The sequence below is a fragment of the Streptomyces cupreus genome, assembly GCF_014257025.1.
Lineage (GTDB): Bacteria > Actinomycetota > Actinomycetes > Streptomycetales > Streptomycetaceae > Streptomyces > Streptomyces cupreus.
The window spans coordinates 94,869-108,816 of record NZ_JACMSF010000010.1; the positions used below are offsets into that span (position 1 = coordinate 94,869).

Here is a 13,948-nt window from a genome sequence, read left to right on the forward strand (position 1 = left end):
TCACATCGAGCCGGACGTGGCCTCGGGCTGGCCCAGGGCCGCGTCCAGCGTCGGATGCGGAGGCAGCAGCCTGGCCAGCCCGGTCAGCCGCAGCACCCGCAGGGTGAGTGGGTGGGCGCAGACCAGATGGAGCTGTCCGCCGTGGTCGAGGACCCGGCCGCGCGCCCGGTACAGCAGCCGCAGCCCGGAGCAGTCGAAGAACTCCACCGGCCTCAGGTCGATCACGATGCGCGCGTGCGGGCGCGCCGTCATCCGGTCCAGACAGGGGAGGAGTTCGACCGCCGCGGCGATGTCGATCTCGCCGTGGAACTCCAGCACCGTGTGCCCCCGGTCCTCGCGGACGCGCAAGTGGCGGGTGAGCGGCGCAGGCTCCTGCTGCACGACGACATCGCCTCCAACCTGCTCCTACGGCGGCGGGGTTGCAGGTCACCAGGGGCCGGGGTGACATCGTGCAGCGAGCGTACGAGTGCAGGACCGTCACCGGGCGCCGAGTGAGAGCAAAACCGTTCCCCGCACTGCAAGTTACCCTCGATGGAGTGAATCTGAGCATGTTCGATTGACATATGTCTCTTAATTGCGCGCCGGAGTGCGCCGGGGCGGGGTTACGACAGGGCGTGCCACGCCTTCGACAGGGCCTGCCGGAACTGCTCGGTCTGGTGTCCCGTGAGCTCCCGGACCATCCTCTCCTCCAGCTCCCGCACCGGCTCCTCGTGCCGGGCCAGCAGCTCGTGCGCCTCGTCGGTCAGCAGGATCAGCAGCTCCCGCCGGTTGCGCGGATTGCGCTCCCGCCGGACCAGGCCCCGGGCCTCCAGCGACCGTACGAGATCGGCGATGGACTGCGCGGTGACGAACGAGTCGCGGGCCAGCTGGGCCGCCGACAGTCCGTCGTGCCGCTCCAGGACGGTCAGTGCCGTGTACTGCAGCGCGGTGATCCCCGACGGTTTGACCAGCTCGTCCAGGTGGGAGCGGACCACGAGCTCCACCTGTTTCACCATGTAGAGAAGGGACGGAGGTGCCTTGGTTCCTTGGGTGCCGACCATGGGATCGAGCCTAGGGCATTGACAGGAAACCTGTCTGTAATGAGACTGCGGACCAACAGGAATCCTGTTGGTTGAAGACTTGGCAATGAGGCTGAGGAGTGGTCATGACCGCCTTCGAGATCGAACCCGGTCGGCTGTTCATCGGGGGACGGTGGCGCGAGGCCGCCGACGGGGCGCGCACCGAGGTGATCGACCCCTCCCGGGGCACCGTCGTCACCACCGTCGCGGAAGCCGGCGCCGCCGATGTGGACGCGGCCGTCCGCGCCGCCCGCGAGGCCTACGACGACGGCGCCTGGTCGGGCCTCAGCGGTCGTGAGCGTGGCCGGATCCTGCACCGCGTCGCCGAGCTGATCCGGCGCGACGCCGAGGAGCTCGCCGCGCTGGAGAGCCTGGACGTGGGCAAGCCGATCACCCTCTGCCGCGCCGTCGACGTCACCAACGCGGCCAACGACTACGAGCACTACGCGGCCCTCGCGCACTCCCTGCACGGCGCCAACCGGGACACGCCCCTGAACGCCCTCGCCTACACCCGGCGCGAGCCGCTCGGCGTGGTCGCCGCGATCACCCCGTTCAACTTCCCGCTGATCCTGGCCGGCTCGAAGATCGCCCCCGCCCTCGCGGCCGGGAACACGGTCGTGCACAAGCCCGCCGACGAGACCCCGCTCAGCGCCCTGCGCATGGCCGCGCTGCTGGCCGAGGCGGGCGTCCCGGACGGAGTGGTGAACGTCGTCACCGGTACCGGTCCGGTGGCCGGCGAGGCGCTGCTGCGCCATCACGGCGTCGACAAGATCGCCTTCACCGGCTCCACGGCCGTCGGCCGGCACGCCGCCAGTGTCGCCGGACAGGCCCTCAAGCCCGTCACCATGGAACTCGGCGGCAACGCCGCTCACTTGATCTTCGGGGACGCAGACCTGGAGAAGGCGGTCGGCGCGATCATCAAGGGCTTCGTCTTCAACACCGGCCAGTTCTGCATGGGCGGCCCCCGGCTGCTGGTGGCCCGCCCGGTGTACGAAACCCTGCTGGGCATCCTCGCCGAGGCGGTCCCCGGCGTCCCGGTCGGCGACCCGCGCAGTCCCGAGACGGTCGTCGGCCCGATGGCGGGGGAGAAGCACCTGAGGAAGGTCGAGGAGTACGTCGATCTGGCCCGCAAGGAGGGCGGCCGCATCGTCTGCGGCGGTGAGCGGCTCGATCTCGACGGCGGCTACTACTACCGGCCCACCGTGATCGCCGACCTGCCGAACGACTCCCGGGTCGTCCAGGAGGAGATCTTCGGGCCCGTCCTCACCGTGCAGCCCTTCGACTCCGAGGACGAGGCCGTGGCACTCGCCAACTCCACGCCGTACGGCCTCGCCTCGGGCGTCCAGACCGGCAGCCTCGCCCGCGCCCACCGCGTCGCCGAGCGGCTCCAGGCGGGCATCGTCTGGATCAACGACTGGGCGATGCTCGACCCCGCCGTCCCCTTCGGCGGGGTGAAGGACTCCGGGTTCGGCCGCGAGTACGGCCCCGAGGCGCTCGCCGCCTACACCAAGGTCAAGTCCGTCGTCGTCTCGCTCGACTGAGCGCCCCCGCCAAGGAGTTCCTGCGATGCCCACCCCCACCCGTGCCGCCGTCGTCGAGTCCGGCGGCGCGCCCTTCACCCTCGCCGACGTCGTCCTGGACGATCCCGGACCGCACGAGGCGGTCGTCCGGATGGTCGCGGCCGGCCTGTGCCACACCGACCTCTCCGTGGCGAGCGGCGGACTGCCCTTCCCGCTGCCCGGAGTCCTCGGCCACGAGGGCGCCGGCATCGTCGAGGCCGTCGGCCCGGCCGTCACCGGTGTCGCGCCGGGCGACCATGTCGTGCTGTCCTTCACCTCGTGCGGCGACTGCCGGGACTGCCGTGCCGGTCACCCGGCGTACTGCGCGACCTGGCTGCCGCTGAACCTCATCGGCGGCCGCCGCGCCGACGGCACCGGCACCCTCAGCCGAAGCGGCAGCCCGCTCGGCGGCCACTTCTTCGGCCAGTCCTCGTTCGCCGAGCGGGCGTTGGTCGACGAGCGCAGCCTCGTCAAGGTCGATCCCGACGTACCGCTGGAGTCGCTCGCCCCGCTCGGCTGCGGGGTGCTCACCGGTGTCGGCGCCGTGTGGAACGTACTGAACCCGACGACCGGCAGCACACTCGTCGTCCTCGGCGCCGGAGCCGTCGGCCTCTCGGCCGTGATGGCGGCCGCGCTCACCCCGGCCACCACCGTCATCGCCGTCGACCGGGTGGCCGAACGCCTGGAACTGGCAAGGGAGTTGGGCGCCACCCACACCGTCAACCCCGACGAGGAGAGCCTCCCCGAGGCCCTGCACGCCCGCACCGGCGGCCGGGGCGCCGACGGTGTCGTCGAGACGACCGGCAACGTCGCAGTGCTGCGCCAGGGCGCCGACGCGCTGGCCGCCCGCGGCACCCTGGTCGTCGTGGGCGCCCCGCCGTTCGGGACCGAAGTCGCCCTGGACGTCAACGGATTGCTGGGCGGCAAGCGCATCGTCGGCCTCACCCTCGGCGACGCCGAGACGCAGACCTTCGTACCCGCCCTGGTCCGTCTGGTGAAGGAGGGGCGACTGCCGCTGCACCGCCTGATCAGCACCTATCCGTTCACGGACATCGACCAGGCGGTACGGGACATGCGCGCGGGCAAGGCGATCAAGCCCGTGCTGGTGTTCTAAGGCACCGGCTCTGACCCGGGTCACTCGCCCAGCAGGACCAGCTTTCCGGTGGTCCGGCCGGTGTCGCCGAGGCGGTGTGCCTCGGCGGCGTCGGCCAGCGGGAAGGTCCCGGCGACGGTGGCGCGCAGGGCGCCCCGCTCGACGAGGTCCGCGATGGCCTTCATCCCGGAGTGGGAGGCGTCGACCAGCATCCGCAGCGCGCGCACGCCGAGCCGCTCGGCCTCGGTGTACAGCTCGGCCGAGCCGACCGGCAGGATCGACACCAGCAGCCCGCCCGGACGCAGCACACGCAGCGAGCGCAGGCTGTAGTCGTCGCCGATCGTGTCCAGGACGACATCGACGTCCCGCACGGCCTCGGCGAAGTCGGTCGACCGGTAGTCGATCAGCTCGTCCGCGCCCAGCTTCCGCAGGAAGTCGTGCTTGCCCGCGCTCGCGGTGCCGATGACGTGGGCGCCGCGCGCCTTGGCGATCTGCACGGCCACATGCCCGACCCCGCCGGCCGCCGCGTGGATCAGCACCCGCTGCCCCGGCCGGAGATCGGCCGTCTCGACCAGCGCCTGCCATGCCGTCAGGGAGACCAGCGGCAGCGCGCCCCCCTGGACGTGGTCGATCACGGCGGGCTTCAGCGCGAAGGCGCGGGCCGGGCCGGTGACGTACTCGGCGTGCGAGCCATGGCCGAAGGGGTACGGCAGCATGCCGAAGACCTCGTCGCCGGGCTTGAACCGGGCGACGCCGATGCCGGCCTCCTCGACCACTCCGGAGACGTCCCAGCCGAGGACGAAGGGCGGCTGCCCCAGGAAGCCGCCGTGCTCGCGGTGCTTCCAGTCGGTCGGGTTGATCCCCGCCGCCCGTACGCGGACCAGGATCTCGTTCGGGCGCGGCGCGGGCCGCTCCAGCTCGGCTTCCTTCAGGACCTCGGGGCCGCCGAGGACGTCCTGGGTGATGGCGCGCATCGTGTTCACAGTGCTCATGGTCAACCAGCCTGCCGAGACCCGCTCGCTCGGGAAATGGCAAGATGGCCATCCTTCGATAGGATCGTGCCATGGACAAGGAACGCGTGGTCGTGCTGGCGCTCGACGGGGTCTACCCCTTCGAGCTCGGCATCCCTGCCCGCATCTTCGGCGCGACGCTGGGCCGCTACGAGGTGCTGACCTGCTCCGTCGACGGCCGGCCGGTGCGCACCAACGCCGACTTCACCATCGGCGTCGAGCAGGGTCCCGACGTCCTGGCCACCGCCGACACCGTGGTGATCGCGGCCATCGACCCGTCCCGCATCCCCGACGACCTCTCCGACGAGGTCACCGCCGCTCTCGAACTGATCCGCCCCACGGCACGCATCGTCTCCATCTGCACCGGAGCTTTCGTCCTCGCCGCGGCCGGGCTGCTCGACGGACGCAAGGCGACGACCCACTGGCACCTGGCCGATCTCTTCCGGCGCCGGTACCCGCACATCGACCTCGACCCGGACGTCCTCTTCGTCGACGACGGCCGGATCCTCACCTCGGCCGGCGCCGCCTCCGGCGTCGACGTCTGCCTGCACATCGTGCGCAAGGACCACGGCAGCGAGCTGGCCAACCTCGTCGCCCGCTCGTGCGTCGTCCCGCCGTTCCGCGACGGTGGCCAGGCCCAGTACATCCCGCAGCCCGTCCCGCAGCCGGGCGCCGCCAGTACGGCCGCCACCCGCGCCTGGGCCCTGGAACGCCTCGGCGAACCACTGACGCTGGCCGATCTCGCCGCCCACGCCCGGATGAGCGGTCGTACCTTCGCCCGCCGCTTCAACGACGAGGTCGGCCTCAGCCCCGGCCGCTGGCTCATCCAGCAGCGGGTCGCCCGGGCCCGCCACCTGCTGGAGGCCAGCGATCTGCCGGTGGACCACATCGCCGGCGAGGTCGGCTTCGCCACCGGCGCCTCCCTGCGCCAGCATCTGCACGCGGCGATCGGGGTCTCACCGCAGGCCTACCGGCGCACGTTCCAGGAATCCCGCCGCGCCTGAACGTTCCTGGTCGCTGCCGCGTCGGAGCAGCGAGGAACGGCACGGAGAAACAGGGGGTGGGAATGCGCACCAAGCTGATGGCGGTGGCGTTCGTGGTGGCCGTGACCGCGGTGGGCTGCGGTGACGGCGGGGAGGGCGTGGTCGTCGAGGGCGCGGCGCCGGCCACGCCGTACAGCGGACCGCTGCATGTGCCCGCGCGAAACCTCGACGAGGACAGCCCACGGGCGACGCGCATCGAGTCGGGTGCCGCGGGCCGCGCCCTGGAGTGCGACGGGGAGATCTACTCCGGCGGCGGCAGCGAACCGTGGAGCGAGGGGGACGGCGGCTCCACCGCGGCGGAAGGGCTTCAGGCGTACTTCGACATCGAGCAGCCGGACGTGCCGCGCACCGGCTACCGCGAGGAGCGCCGGGAAGGCGACCGGGTGCTGTACTCCCTCGACGTAGAGGGCCACACCAAGGTCGCGGTGATCGTCGCCAAGGACCGGAAGAACCGGCCCGGTTGGGGCGCGGAGACCAGCGCCTCCTGTGACCCGGCCGAACTCCCGGAGAGCTTCACCGACGCGCAGTGGTACGAAATCTGGACCGGCCGGGACGGCCGACGGGTGCCGATCACCACGGTGAACAGCAGCGTCGGGCCGGAGCACTGCGACTGGCAGGAGGCCCGCTTCCTGTCGACGGGCCGGGGCGAGGACGGCAGGCTCTACGCCCGCGACCCCGCGAAGGTGCTGCCCCCGGGCTCGCTCACCTCCTCGTACGACGGCGACGTCCGCCTGCCCGCCGACGCCCGCGACACCGGATACCGGTACAAGGACCGGGAGTTGTGGCTGACGGACCACGACCCGACGACGGCGTACATCCGCACTCCTGACGGCGTGGAGGCCTGGCCCGAGGTGAAGGACGGCTTCGGCTGCAAGTAGCCGTCAGCGGCTGGCGTGCAGCGCGACCAGCAACTGCCAGACCTGATGGGCCACTTCCTCGGACGTGGCCTCGATCAGGCCGTGCAGCCAGTCGCCCAGCACCCCGGCGAACGTGGCGGCGACGGCGGACGCGACGAGGGGGGCGTCCGCCCTCCCCGCCAGTTCCCGCTCCCGCAGGCTGTACGCCCTGAGGTCCCGGTGCAGGACCTGGCCGAGCGGTCCTTGGCCGCCCGGGCTCAGCAACTCCCGGTACAGGGCGGAGTGCGGGGTGAGCGAGGCGAAGAACTCCACCAGCGCGGGCGGCGCGTGCACCGGGTCGGGACGGCCCCGCCAGGCGTGCAGCGCCTCCACGGCCTCGCGCACCACATCCGCGCAGGCATCGACGGCCAGCGCCTCCAGGCCGTCGTAGTGCAGATAGAACGTGGCCCGGCCGACCTCGGCCCGGCGTACCACCGCGGCCACCGAGACCCGGGCCAGCGGCCGCTCGGCGCACTCGTCGAGCAGGGCCCGGCGCAGTCGCTCCCGGGTGCGGGCGGTCCGTGGGTCCTCGGGCGGGGGCGTGCTCATCCGGCGACCAGGACGGCGGCCAGGGCGAGGGCGCCGGGGAGCGCCTGCGCGATCAGGATGCGGGGGTTCGCGGTGGCCGCGCCGTACACGCCCGCGATCACGACACAGACCAGGAAGAAGACCTGGACGCGATGGCCCGTGGGGTCGGCCGCGATCAGCCCCCAGATCAGACCGGCCGCCAGAAAGCCGTTGTACAGGCCCTGGTTGGCGGCCATCGGCGCGGTCGCCCGGGCCATCTCCGGATCAAAACCGTGCAGCCCCCGGCCGGGCTTCTTCTGCCACAGGAACATCTCCATCACCAGGATGTAGACATGCAGCGCGGCCACCAGGCCCACCAGCACGTTCGCGACCGTTTCCATGGATGCTCCACTCTCATTCCTGGACAGGTGTCCACTATACATGGACAGCTGTCCAGGTTCGATTCGCACCGATTCCTGGCGGAGAGTGACGGAACCCTCACCTACATGAGTCGGGCGAGTTTGATCCTTTGGTCCTCGAACCCGATAAGCTCCCTCACGGCGCTGCGAGTTGACCCGATCGCGATCGGTTCTCTCGCGGTGCGTACTCATGAGTGCGGTCCCTTGCGCACCCCCCTTGTCTTGATCGCGTTGGTTCGAAGGATGCAGATGGAACTCGCCACTCCGCCCCCGGCGGCGCGGGCCCCTGTCGCCTGGTACAGCTGGTGGTTGATGCCGCTGGCCTTAGGTGGCGGGACGGTAGCCGCGACATTCATGAGCTCCGAGCGAATTACCGCCGCCGTCGCCGGTGCCGCGGCGACCGCCGCGAGCAGCGTGTGCGTACGACTCCTGATCCGCACCCGCACCCAACTGCGCCGCGCCGAGAGCGAGTTCCGCGCCTCGCAGGCCGAGCACTCGCAGCAGTGGCAGCAGCATGTGGCGGGCCTGGAGCGGAAGTACGCGGCCGAGCGCGTGGCCCAGGAGGGCGAGCGCGCCGCCGTGGAGAGCCGGCTCGCCGAGCAGGCCGGCGCCTACGAGGCGCAACTGGCCGAGCAGGCCAGGGCGTTCGAGGAGCGGCTGGCCGGACAGTCCGAGTCCTACGAGGCCCAGCTCGCCGACCAGGCCGAGGTCTTCAAGGAACAGCTGACCCACCAGCACGACGCGGTCGCCCGCCTCGCCCATGAACAGCTGCCCGAGGCACTGGAGCGGCTGCGCGCCGGAGAGGCGGTCGACGACCTGCTGCCGGCCACCAACCAGTGCGCCAAGGTCAGTTCCGAGCTCCAGGGCGAACTGCGCAAGATCCTGCGGACCTCCCTGATCGGCGTCGAGGCGGAGTTCAACCGCTCGACCTCCGCCGAACAGGCCGTGATCAGCATCGGCAACCGCATCCACGTCCTGACCAGCAAACTCCGTGGCCGTCTGCACGAGATGCAGGGCGAGCACGGGCGGCTGCCGTCCGTGGCGCGCGGGCTGATGGAGCTGGACCAGGCGATCGGCCCCGCCGACTGTCTCGCCGCCAGCGTCGGCGTGCTCGGCGGCTCGGACCGGCCAGGCCGGCAGTGGCAGGAGCCGCAGCGGCTGCTCAGCGTGGTCCGCGGCGGCATCGGCCGGATCAAGGACTTCCACCGGGTCGAGGTACGTCATCTGCCCGAACTCGGCGTCGACGGCGGCCTGGTGGACCACCTCACGCTGATCTTCGCCCACGTCCTGGACAACGCGGCCCGCTACTCGCCGCCCACCGAGCCGGTGGTCGTCTCCGGCAAGGAGGTGCCGAACGGCGTCGGCATCGAGATCCAGGACTCCGGCAAGGGCCTGAGCGAGGAGAAGAAGCGCGAGGCCGAGCACGCCCTGGCCGGCACCGCGCCCGGCGCCGGACTCGGCGGCATCTCGGAGGACGCCAGCATCGGCCTTCGGGTCGTCGGCACGCTGGCCCGCCGCTACGGCATCCGGGTCACCTACGCCGACTCGGCGTGGCTCGGCACCTCGGTGGTGATCGTGGTCCCGCACAAGTACTTCAGCCCGCTGCCCGCGTCCGCCGCGACCACCGCGTCGGCCGCCCCGGCGGCCCGGCTCGCGGCGACCGCCACCGCCACCGAGCCGGTCGAGGCGGAAGCGGGCGACGACGTGGAGACCACGCCCGGAGGTCTGCCCCGGCGCCGCAGCAAGCGCGGCGAGGCGGCACGCCCCGAGCCGGCCGAACGCGCCGAGCGCAGCGAGGGGACCGCGGTCGCGGCTGTCCCGCCGGACGCGTCCTTCGCCGGCCTGGCGGCCTTCGCCACGGCCGGCCGGGACCCCGGCGAAGACGGCCCCGGGGCCTTTGCCGGGCGCGAGTCCACCGAGCACCACATCGAAGAGAGCGACAAGTCCGTATGACGCAGCAGGGAACCGACGTGAGCTGGGCGCTCCGCGATCTGGTGGAGTCCATCCCGGAGATCCGCTTCGCCCTGGTGGCCTCCAGCGACGGCAAGGCCATCACTTCCTACGGCGCCGAAGACCCCGACGACGTGGACCGCTTCGCTGCCGTGGTGGCCGGTCTGCAGGCGCTGGCCCAGCCGGTCGCCGAGCAGTTCCCCAAGTACGCGGGGCAGCTCAGGCTGGCGATGATCGAGGTCGACGGCGGCCACCTGTTCGTCGTACGGGCCGGGGTGGAGACCTATCTCGGCGTCCTCGCCCGGGAGGGCCTGGACCAGGGGCTGCTCGGACATCAGATGAGGGACCTGGCGCGCAGGATGGGCGAGCTGCTAGGCACCACTCCGCGCCTGGAGGAGGAGCACTCTGGATGAGTGCTCCCCGCCGGCCCACGGACCCGTCCGGTCTTGAGCGCTACTACGTCCTCACCAAGGGGCGCAGCGGACCGGGCGGTTCGGCGTCGAGCCTTGACGTGGCGACCCTCATCGTCTCCCGCGCGGCCTCGGTACCGGGCATGCAGCACGAGCACGAGGAGATCCTCCGGCGCTGCCGCGATCCGCTGTCGGTGGCCGAACTCGGCGCCCACCTCGGATTGCCCTTCAACATTCTCGCGGTGCTGTTGGCGGATCTGCTGGAGGCAGGTCGCGTAGAAGCCCGTGACCCCATCCCGGCGCACGGCGCCGGCCGCGGGCCCGACCTCGCGCTCCTTGAGGAGGTACTCAGTGGACTTGAAAGGCTTTGACCACCCCGGGGGACAGGCGGCCGACGGTGGCACCCGCTCGGTGAAGGTGATGATCGCCGGCGGTTTCGGCACCGGGAAGACCACCATGGTCCGCTCGGTGAGCGACATCAAGCCGCTCACCACCGAGGAGACCCTCACCCAGGCGAGCGCCGACGTCGACCATCTGATCGGCGTCGCCGACAAGACGGAGACCACCGTCAGCCTGGACTTCGGCAAGATCAGCATCAACGACAGCCTGATGCTGTACCTGTTCGGCACCCCGGGCCAGGAACGCTTCTGGTTCCTGTGGAACGGCCTGTTCAAGGGCGCGCTCGGCGCGGTGGTTCTGGTCGACACCCGCCGACTCGCCTCCAGCTTCCGGGCGATCGAGGAGATGGAGCGCCTGGAGGTCCCCTTCGTCATCGCCCTGAACGTCTTCCCCGACTCCAAGGAACACCCCATCGAGGAGATACGGGACGCCCTCGACATCCCCGAGCACATCCCGGTCGTGGTCTGCGACGCCCGCGACCGGGCTTCCAGCCGGGACGTACTCGTCACCCTGATACGACACTTGAAGGACCGCTCTGCCGTCGCTCTGGAGTCCCGATGACCGATCAGCCCTTAAACGGCGCCGACGCCCCGCGCGGCTGCCCCGTCGCCCACGGCGGAGCCGACCTCGCCCGGCTGTACGGGCCGGAGGCGGCGACCGATCCACAGGGGATCTACGAGCGGCTGCGCAAGGAGCACGGTTCGGTCGCACCGGTGCTGCTTGAGGGCGACGTCCCCGCCTGGCTGGTCCTCGGCTACCGGGACAACCGGCGGGTGCTCGACAACCCGCGCCAGTTCAGCCGGGACGCTCGGATCTGGCGGGACTGGCGGGAGGGGCGCGTCGACGAGACCTCGCCGCTCATCCCGATGGTCGGCTGGCGGCCCGACTGCGTCTCCCAGGACGGCGAACCGCACCGCCGGTTGCGCGGCGCGGTCACCGACGGGCTGCTCGCGGCGTCCAGTCGCGGCGTGCGGCGACACGCCACGTACTTCGCGAACAAACAGATCGACGCGTTCGCCGAAGCCGGGCGCGCCGACCTCGTGGCCGACTACGCCCAGCATCTGCCGATGCTCGTGCTCACCCGGATCCTGGGCCTTCCCGCGGGGGACGCGCTACGCCTGGTGGAGTCGTGCGCCCAGGTCTTCAAGGGCGGCGAGGGCGCCCTTGAGCACAACGGCCGGATCATGCAGATCCTCGCGGAACTCGCCGACCGCAAGCGGGCCGAGCCGGGCTCCGACTTCGCCACGGCTCTGCTGGAGCACCCGGCCGGCCTCGACCACGACGAGGTCGTCAGCCATCTGCGCCTGGTGCTGATGGCCGCGCACACCACCACCAGCAACCTGCTGGCCCGGGTCCTGCAACTGGTCCTCACCGACGCTGCCCGGCTGTCCGGTCTGGTCAGCGGGCAGCTGAACATCTCCTCGGTGGTGGAGCAGGTCATGTGGGACACCCCGCCGCTGGCCGTGCTGCCGGGCCGGTTCGCGGCCTCCGACCTGGAGCTCGGAGGCCATCACATCCAGGAGGGCGAACTGCTCGTCCTGGGCCTGGCCGCCGGCAACGTCGACCCGGAGGTACGGCCCGAATCGGCCGTCGCCGTCCAGGGCAACCAGTCGCACCTGGCATTCAGCGCCGGACCGCACGAGTGCCCGGGGCAGAACATCGGCCAGTCCATCATCGAGGTCGGCGTGGACGTCCTGCTGCACCGGCTGCCGGGCCTGCGCCTGGCCGTGCCGTCGGAGGAGCTCTCCTCGACCGCCTCCACCTGGGAGTCCCGGCTCGACAACCTGCCGGTCGAGTTCTCCATCTGACACCACCGCGACCCGGCCGGACCCCCCGGCCGGGTCGCGTGGGAGCAGCCACAGCCGACGGGGGTGGAGTCCACCGTTCGGAGGTGCAGCCGAGCAGCGCGGACATGACCGCTCACTCGGAATGGGCCGCAGCACCGGTCCGAGGTGGCGTCAGCCGTCGAGCCAGTCGCCTGCGACGTCCGTGGGGCGGTATCCCGTGGCGTTCCAGAGGAAATGCGGGTGGGCGCAGCCGAACATGTAGGCGAGCAGTGTGGTGTCTTCCCTCCCGGTTCGAGGGTCGTGCAGGGTGTGAAACTTCTCGGATCCGACTACGCCGGCGTCTTGTTGGACTTGACGAGCGCGGGCCGCGGACGGTGCGGCTCTGGATGCCTCCACAGCGGCGATATAGGTGCGGCGCAGGATCTCCCAGGTGCTGTCGATGTCGCCGTACCAGGGGCCGTGCAGTGCTTCGAAGGCATGGAGCTCGGTGTCGAAGAGGGGCCATGTCTGGGGGTATTGGGCTCGGCAGCGTGCGGACAGCTCGGCGGTCCGGGCGCTCAGTGCCGGCGCGGTGCGCCGCGGGGCGATGGTGAGGGTGCTGCCGTGGGTGAGGATGCCGGTGCATGGGTTGGGCTGCAGGTCGCAGAGCGGGCACTCCTCGGCCGGGGGGAGGCCCTGGGTGATGCCGTCGAACCACAGGGCGTGGCGGCCCGTGAGCCCCATCCAGACGATGGTGGTGGTCATCAGCCAGGTGTTCCACATCGGGTCGTGCGCCTCGGGCATGCAGCCGTACTTGACGAGGGCTATGGCGCAGGCGGCGTAGAGGGCCTTGGTGTGGGTGGGCATTTCGGAGAGCCAGAAGTTGCTGATCTCGCCGGTGAGGGCGTCGGCTCGTACGTCGGCCATGTCGTCGATGACGCGGCACAGCAGGAGGGAGGCGAGGTTTTCTTCCTGCCAGAGTTCGGTGTCGGGTGCGACGTGCCAGAACAGGCAGTCCAGCATCTGCAGGAGTGAGTAGGTGCTCTGGTTGAGCGGGTTGGTCTGGGGGAGCGTGACGCTGCCCGCGTCGTGCTGTTGGAGCCAGTACTCGTCGACGGACCGCTTGTGGGCCGCGAAGAGTCCGGAGACCAGGGCCCGTGCGCTGTTGGCGCTGAAATTCTCGGCCAAGCGGCCTTCGACGTGGTGGGTGAGGCGCGTTGTGTCGATGGTGTCGATCACGCGTTTGTATTCGTGGAAGACGAGGATGTCGTCTTCGAAGCGGTGGCGGTGGCCGAGGTCTTGTTCAAGGTCGTTCATCTGCCGGGTCCAGGACCATCCACCGGTCAGGACGCTGTCGAGTTCCCGGCGGTAAGGCCAGGTCTTGACGGTGAGGGGACGACCGGCGCTCTGCCGCCAACGGTAGTCGTCCAGCGTGCGTGCGGGGGGCGTGGGCAGCCGACGGCACAGAGGGCAGGCGCAGACGGTTGTCTGCTCCTCCTCGCGCGGCGGGGTGAGTGCCCGGCTCCTCCAGGCCCCTTCCAGCATCGTGCAGGTCAGTCGGCAGACCTCGATATCGGTGCTGACTTGCGGGAAGGCCGCTTCGATCATGCGCAGGCTGGTTTCGAGGTGCCTCAACCTGGCGTAGCCCTCCTCGTCGGGAGGGAGGAACGCGGTCTGCGCCAGATGAAAGGCTCCCTCCACATGCAGCGTGGTGCTGGAGTGGGGGGATCCGAGGGCCTCCAGCCGCTGCTGAGCGTCGGTCTGGCACCTTCGGTACTGCTCCGTGCTCCCGTTGATGCGGTTCACCATGAGGCGGGCCAGGGTGTTCCCCGCCTCCG

The 13,948-nt window shown here is 70.9% G+C and carries 15 protein-coding genes; 9 read left to right on the plus strand and 6 right to left on the minus strand.

Translation table 11 applies throughout. The features are described from left to right. Both H4N64_RS12230 and H4N64_RS12235 read right to left on the minus strand, forming a co-directional pair. Positions 1-381 carry an anti-sigma factor antagonist gene (locus H4N64_RS12230; RefSeq protein WP_186282276.1) on the minus strand — a complete coding sequence of 127 codons (381 nt, stop codon included), beginning with the start codon at positions 379-381 and terminating at the stop codon, positions 1-3. Between the two features lie 221 nt (positions 382-602). After that, positions 603-1,040, minus strand: coding sequence for a MarR family winged helix-turn-helix transcriptional regulator (locus tag H4N64_RS12235; protein ID WP_186282277.1), 438 nt, complete (start codon positions 1,038-1,040; stop codon positions 603-605). A gap of 104 nt (positions 1,041-1,144) precedes the next feature. Between H4N64_RS12235 and H4N64_RS12240 the strand changes: the two genes are divergently transcribed. Next, positions 1,145-2,599, plus strand: a complete 1,455-nt coding sequence (locus H4N64_RS12240; protein WP_186282278.1) for an aldehyde dehydrogenase family protein — start codon at positions 1,145-1,147, stop codon at positions 2,597-2,599. Between the two features lie 25 nt (positions 2,600-2,624). Continuing rightward, positions 2,625-3,731, plus strand: coding sequence for an NAD(P)-dependent alcohol dehydrogenase (locus H4N64_RS12245; protein WP_186282279.1), 1,107 nt, complete (start codon positions 2,625-2,627; stop codon positions 3,729-3,731). Positions 3,732-3,751: 20 nt separating this feature from the next. On the opposite strand, the gene H4N64_RS12250 is transcribed toward H4N64_RS12245, so the two are convergent. Beyond that, complete coding sequence (locus H4N64_RS12250) at positions 3,752-4,702, minus strand: NADP-dependent oxidoreductase (RefSeq protein ID WP_186282280.1); 951 nt, start codon at positions 4,700-4,702, stop codon at positions 3,752-3,754. 71 nt (positions 4,703-4,773) lie between these two features. Here H4N64_RS12250 and H4N64_RS12255 point away from each other — a divergent pair, with 71 nt between their 5' ends. Together H4N64_RS12255 and H4N64_RS12260 are read left to right on the plus strand one after the other, a co-directional pair. Next, the gene (locus H4N64_RS12255; RefSeq protein WP_186282281.1) at positions 4,774-5,724 is read left to right on the plus strand and encodes a GlxA family transcriptional regulator; all 951 of its coding nucleotides are present in this window, start codon (positions 4,774-4,776) and stop codon (positions 5,722-5,724) included. A 62-nt stretch (positions 5,725-5,786) separates the two neighbouring features. After that, positions 5,787-6,641, plus strand: a complete 855-nt coding sequence (locus tag H4N64_RS12260; protein ID WP_186282282.1) for a hypothetical protein — start codon at positions 5,787-5,789, stop codon at positions 6,639-6,641. Between the two features lie 3 nt (positions 6,642-6,644). Here the strand turns inward: H4N64_RS12260 and H4N64_RS12265 are convergent, their stop codons facing one another. After that, positions 6,645-7,208: a TetR/AcrR family transcriptional regulator gene (locus H4N64_RS12265; protein ID WP_186282283.1), complete on the minus strand. Its 564-nt coding sequence runs from the start codon at positions 7,206-7,208 to the stop codon at positions 6,645-6,647. Then, entirely contained in the window at positions 7,205-7,567 is a 363-nt protein-coding gene (locus tag H4N64_RS12270) for a DUF1304 domain-containing protein (RefSeq protein ID WP_186282284.1), read from the minus strand. Before H4N64_RS12270 ends, H4N64_RS12265 begins: the two co-directional genes overlap by 4 nt. 267 nt (positions 7,568-7,834) lie before the next feature. On the opposite strand from H4N64_RS12270, the gene H4N64_RS12275 reads away from it, so the two are divergent. From H4N64_RS12275 to H4N64_RS12295, 5 genes are read left to right on the plus strand one after another with little or no spacing between them, the layout of a single operon-like run. Next, positions 7,835-9,538 (plus strand): ATP-binding protein, encoded by a 1,704-nt coding sequence (locus tag H4N64_RS12275; protein ID WP_186282285.1) that lies wholly within the window; start codon positions 7,835-7,837, stop codon positions 9,536-9,538. Further along, the gene (locus tag H4N64_RS12280; RefSeq protein WP_186282286.1) at positions 9,535-9,948 is read left to right on the plus strand and encodes a roadblock/LC7 domain-containing protein; all 414 of its coding nucleotides are present in this window, start codon (positions 9,535-9,537) and stop codon (positions 9,946-9,948) included. Before H4N64_RS12275 ends, H4N64_RS12280 begins: the two co-directional genes overlap by 4 nt. Then, positions 9,945-10,316 carry a DUF742 domain-containing protein gene (locus tag H4N64_RS12285; protein WP_186282287.1) on the plus strand — a complete coding sequence of 124 codons (372 nt, stop codon included), beginning with the start codon at positions 9,945-9,947 and terminating at the stop codon, positions 10,314-10,316. Before H4N64_RS12280 ends, H4N64_RS12285 begins: the two co-directional genes overlap by 4 nt. Then, positions 10,297-10,905: an ATP/GTP-binding protein gene (locus H4N64_RS12290; RefSeq protein ID WP_186282288.1), complete on the plus strand. Its 609-nt coding sequence runs from the start codon at positions 10,297-10,299 to the stop codon at positions 10,903-10,905. Before H4N64_RS12285 ends, H4N64_RS12290 begins: the two co-directional genes overlap by 20 nt. After that, positions 10,902-12,152 (plus strand): cytochrome P450, encoded by a 1,251-nt coding sequence (locus H4N64_RS12295; protein ID WP_186282289.1) that lies wholly within the window; start codon positions 10,902-10,904, stop codon positions 12,150-12,152. The genes H4N64_RS12290 and H4N64_RS12295 overlap by 4 nt, the downstream gene beginning before the upstream one ends. 150 nt (positions 12,153-12,302) lie before the next feature. Here H4N64_RS12295 and H4N64_RS12300 read toward each other — a convergent pair whose 3' ends face one another. Next, positions 12,303-13,919: a hypothetical protein gene (locus H4N64_RS12300; RefSeq protein WP_260859680.1), complete on the minus strand. Its 1,617-nt coding sequence runs from the start codon at positions 13,917-13,919 to the stop codon at positions 12,303-12,305. Positions 13,920-13,948 lie beyond the last annotated feature (29 nt).

Bases quoted from the DNA above. Each gene is read 5' to 3' on its own strand.
- H4N64_RS12235 (WP_186282277.1), bottom strand. From the start codon at position 1,040: ATGGTCGGCACCCAAGGAACCAAGGCACCTCCGTCCCTTCTCTACATG.
- H4N64_RS12240 (WP_186282278.1), top strand. From the start codon at position 1,145: ATGACCGCCTTCGAGATCGAACCCGGTCGGCTGTTCATCGGGGGACGG.
- H4N64_RS12245 (WP_186282279.1), top strand. From the start codon at position 2,625: ATGCCCACCCCCACCCGTGCCGCCGTCGTCGAGTCCGGCGGCGCGCCC.
- H4N64_RS12250 (WP_186282280.1), bottom strand. From the start codon at position 4,702: ATGAGCACTGTGAACACGATGCGCGCCATCACCCAGGACGTCCTCGGC.
- H4N64_RS12255 (WP_186282281.1), top strand. From the start codon at position 4,774: ATGGACAAGGAACGCGTGGTCGTGCTGGCGCTCGACGGGGTCTACCCC.
- H4N64_RS12260 (WP_186282282.1), top strand. From the start codon at position 5,787: ATGCGCACCAAGCTGATGGCGGTGGCGTTCGTGGTGGCCGTGACCGCG.
- H4N64_RS12265 (WP_186282283.1), bottom strand. From the start codon at position 7,208: ATGAGCACGCCCCCGCCCGAGGACCCACGGACCGCCCGCACCCGGGAG.
- H4N64_RS12270 (WP_186282284.1), bottom strand. From the start codon at position 7,567: ATGGAAACGGTCGCGAACGTGCTGGTGGGCCTGGTGGCCGCGCTGCAT.
- H4N64_RS12275 (WP_186282285.1), top strand. From the start codon at position 7,835: ATGGAACTCGCCACTCCGCCCCCGGCGGCGCGGGCCCCTGTCGCCTGG.
- H4N64_RS12280 (WP_186282286.1), top strand. From the start codon at position 9,535: ATGACGCAGCAGGGAACCGACGTGAGCTGGGCGCTCCGCGATCTGGTG.
- H4N64_RS12285 (WP_186282287.1), top strand. From the start codon at position 9,945: ATGAGTGCTCCCCGCCGGCCCACGGACCCGTCCGGTCTTGAGCGCTAC.
- H4N64_RS12295 (WP_186282289.1), top strand. From the start codon at position 10,902: ATGACCGATCAGCCCTTAAACGGCGCCGACGCCCCGCGCGGCTGCCCC.
- H4N64_RS12300 (WP_260859680.1), bottom strand. From the start codon at position 13,919: ATGGTGAACCGCATCAACGGGAGCACGGAGCAGTACCGAAGGTGCCAG.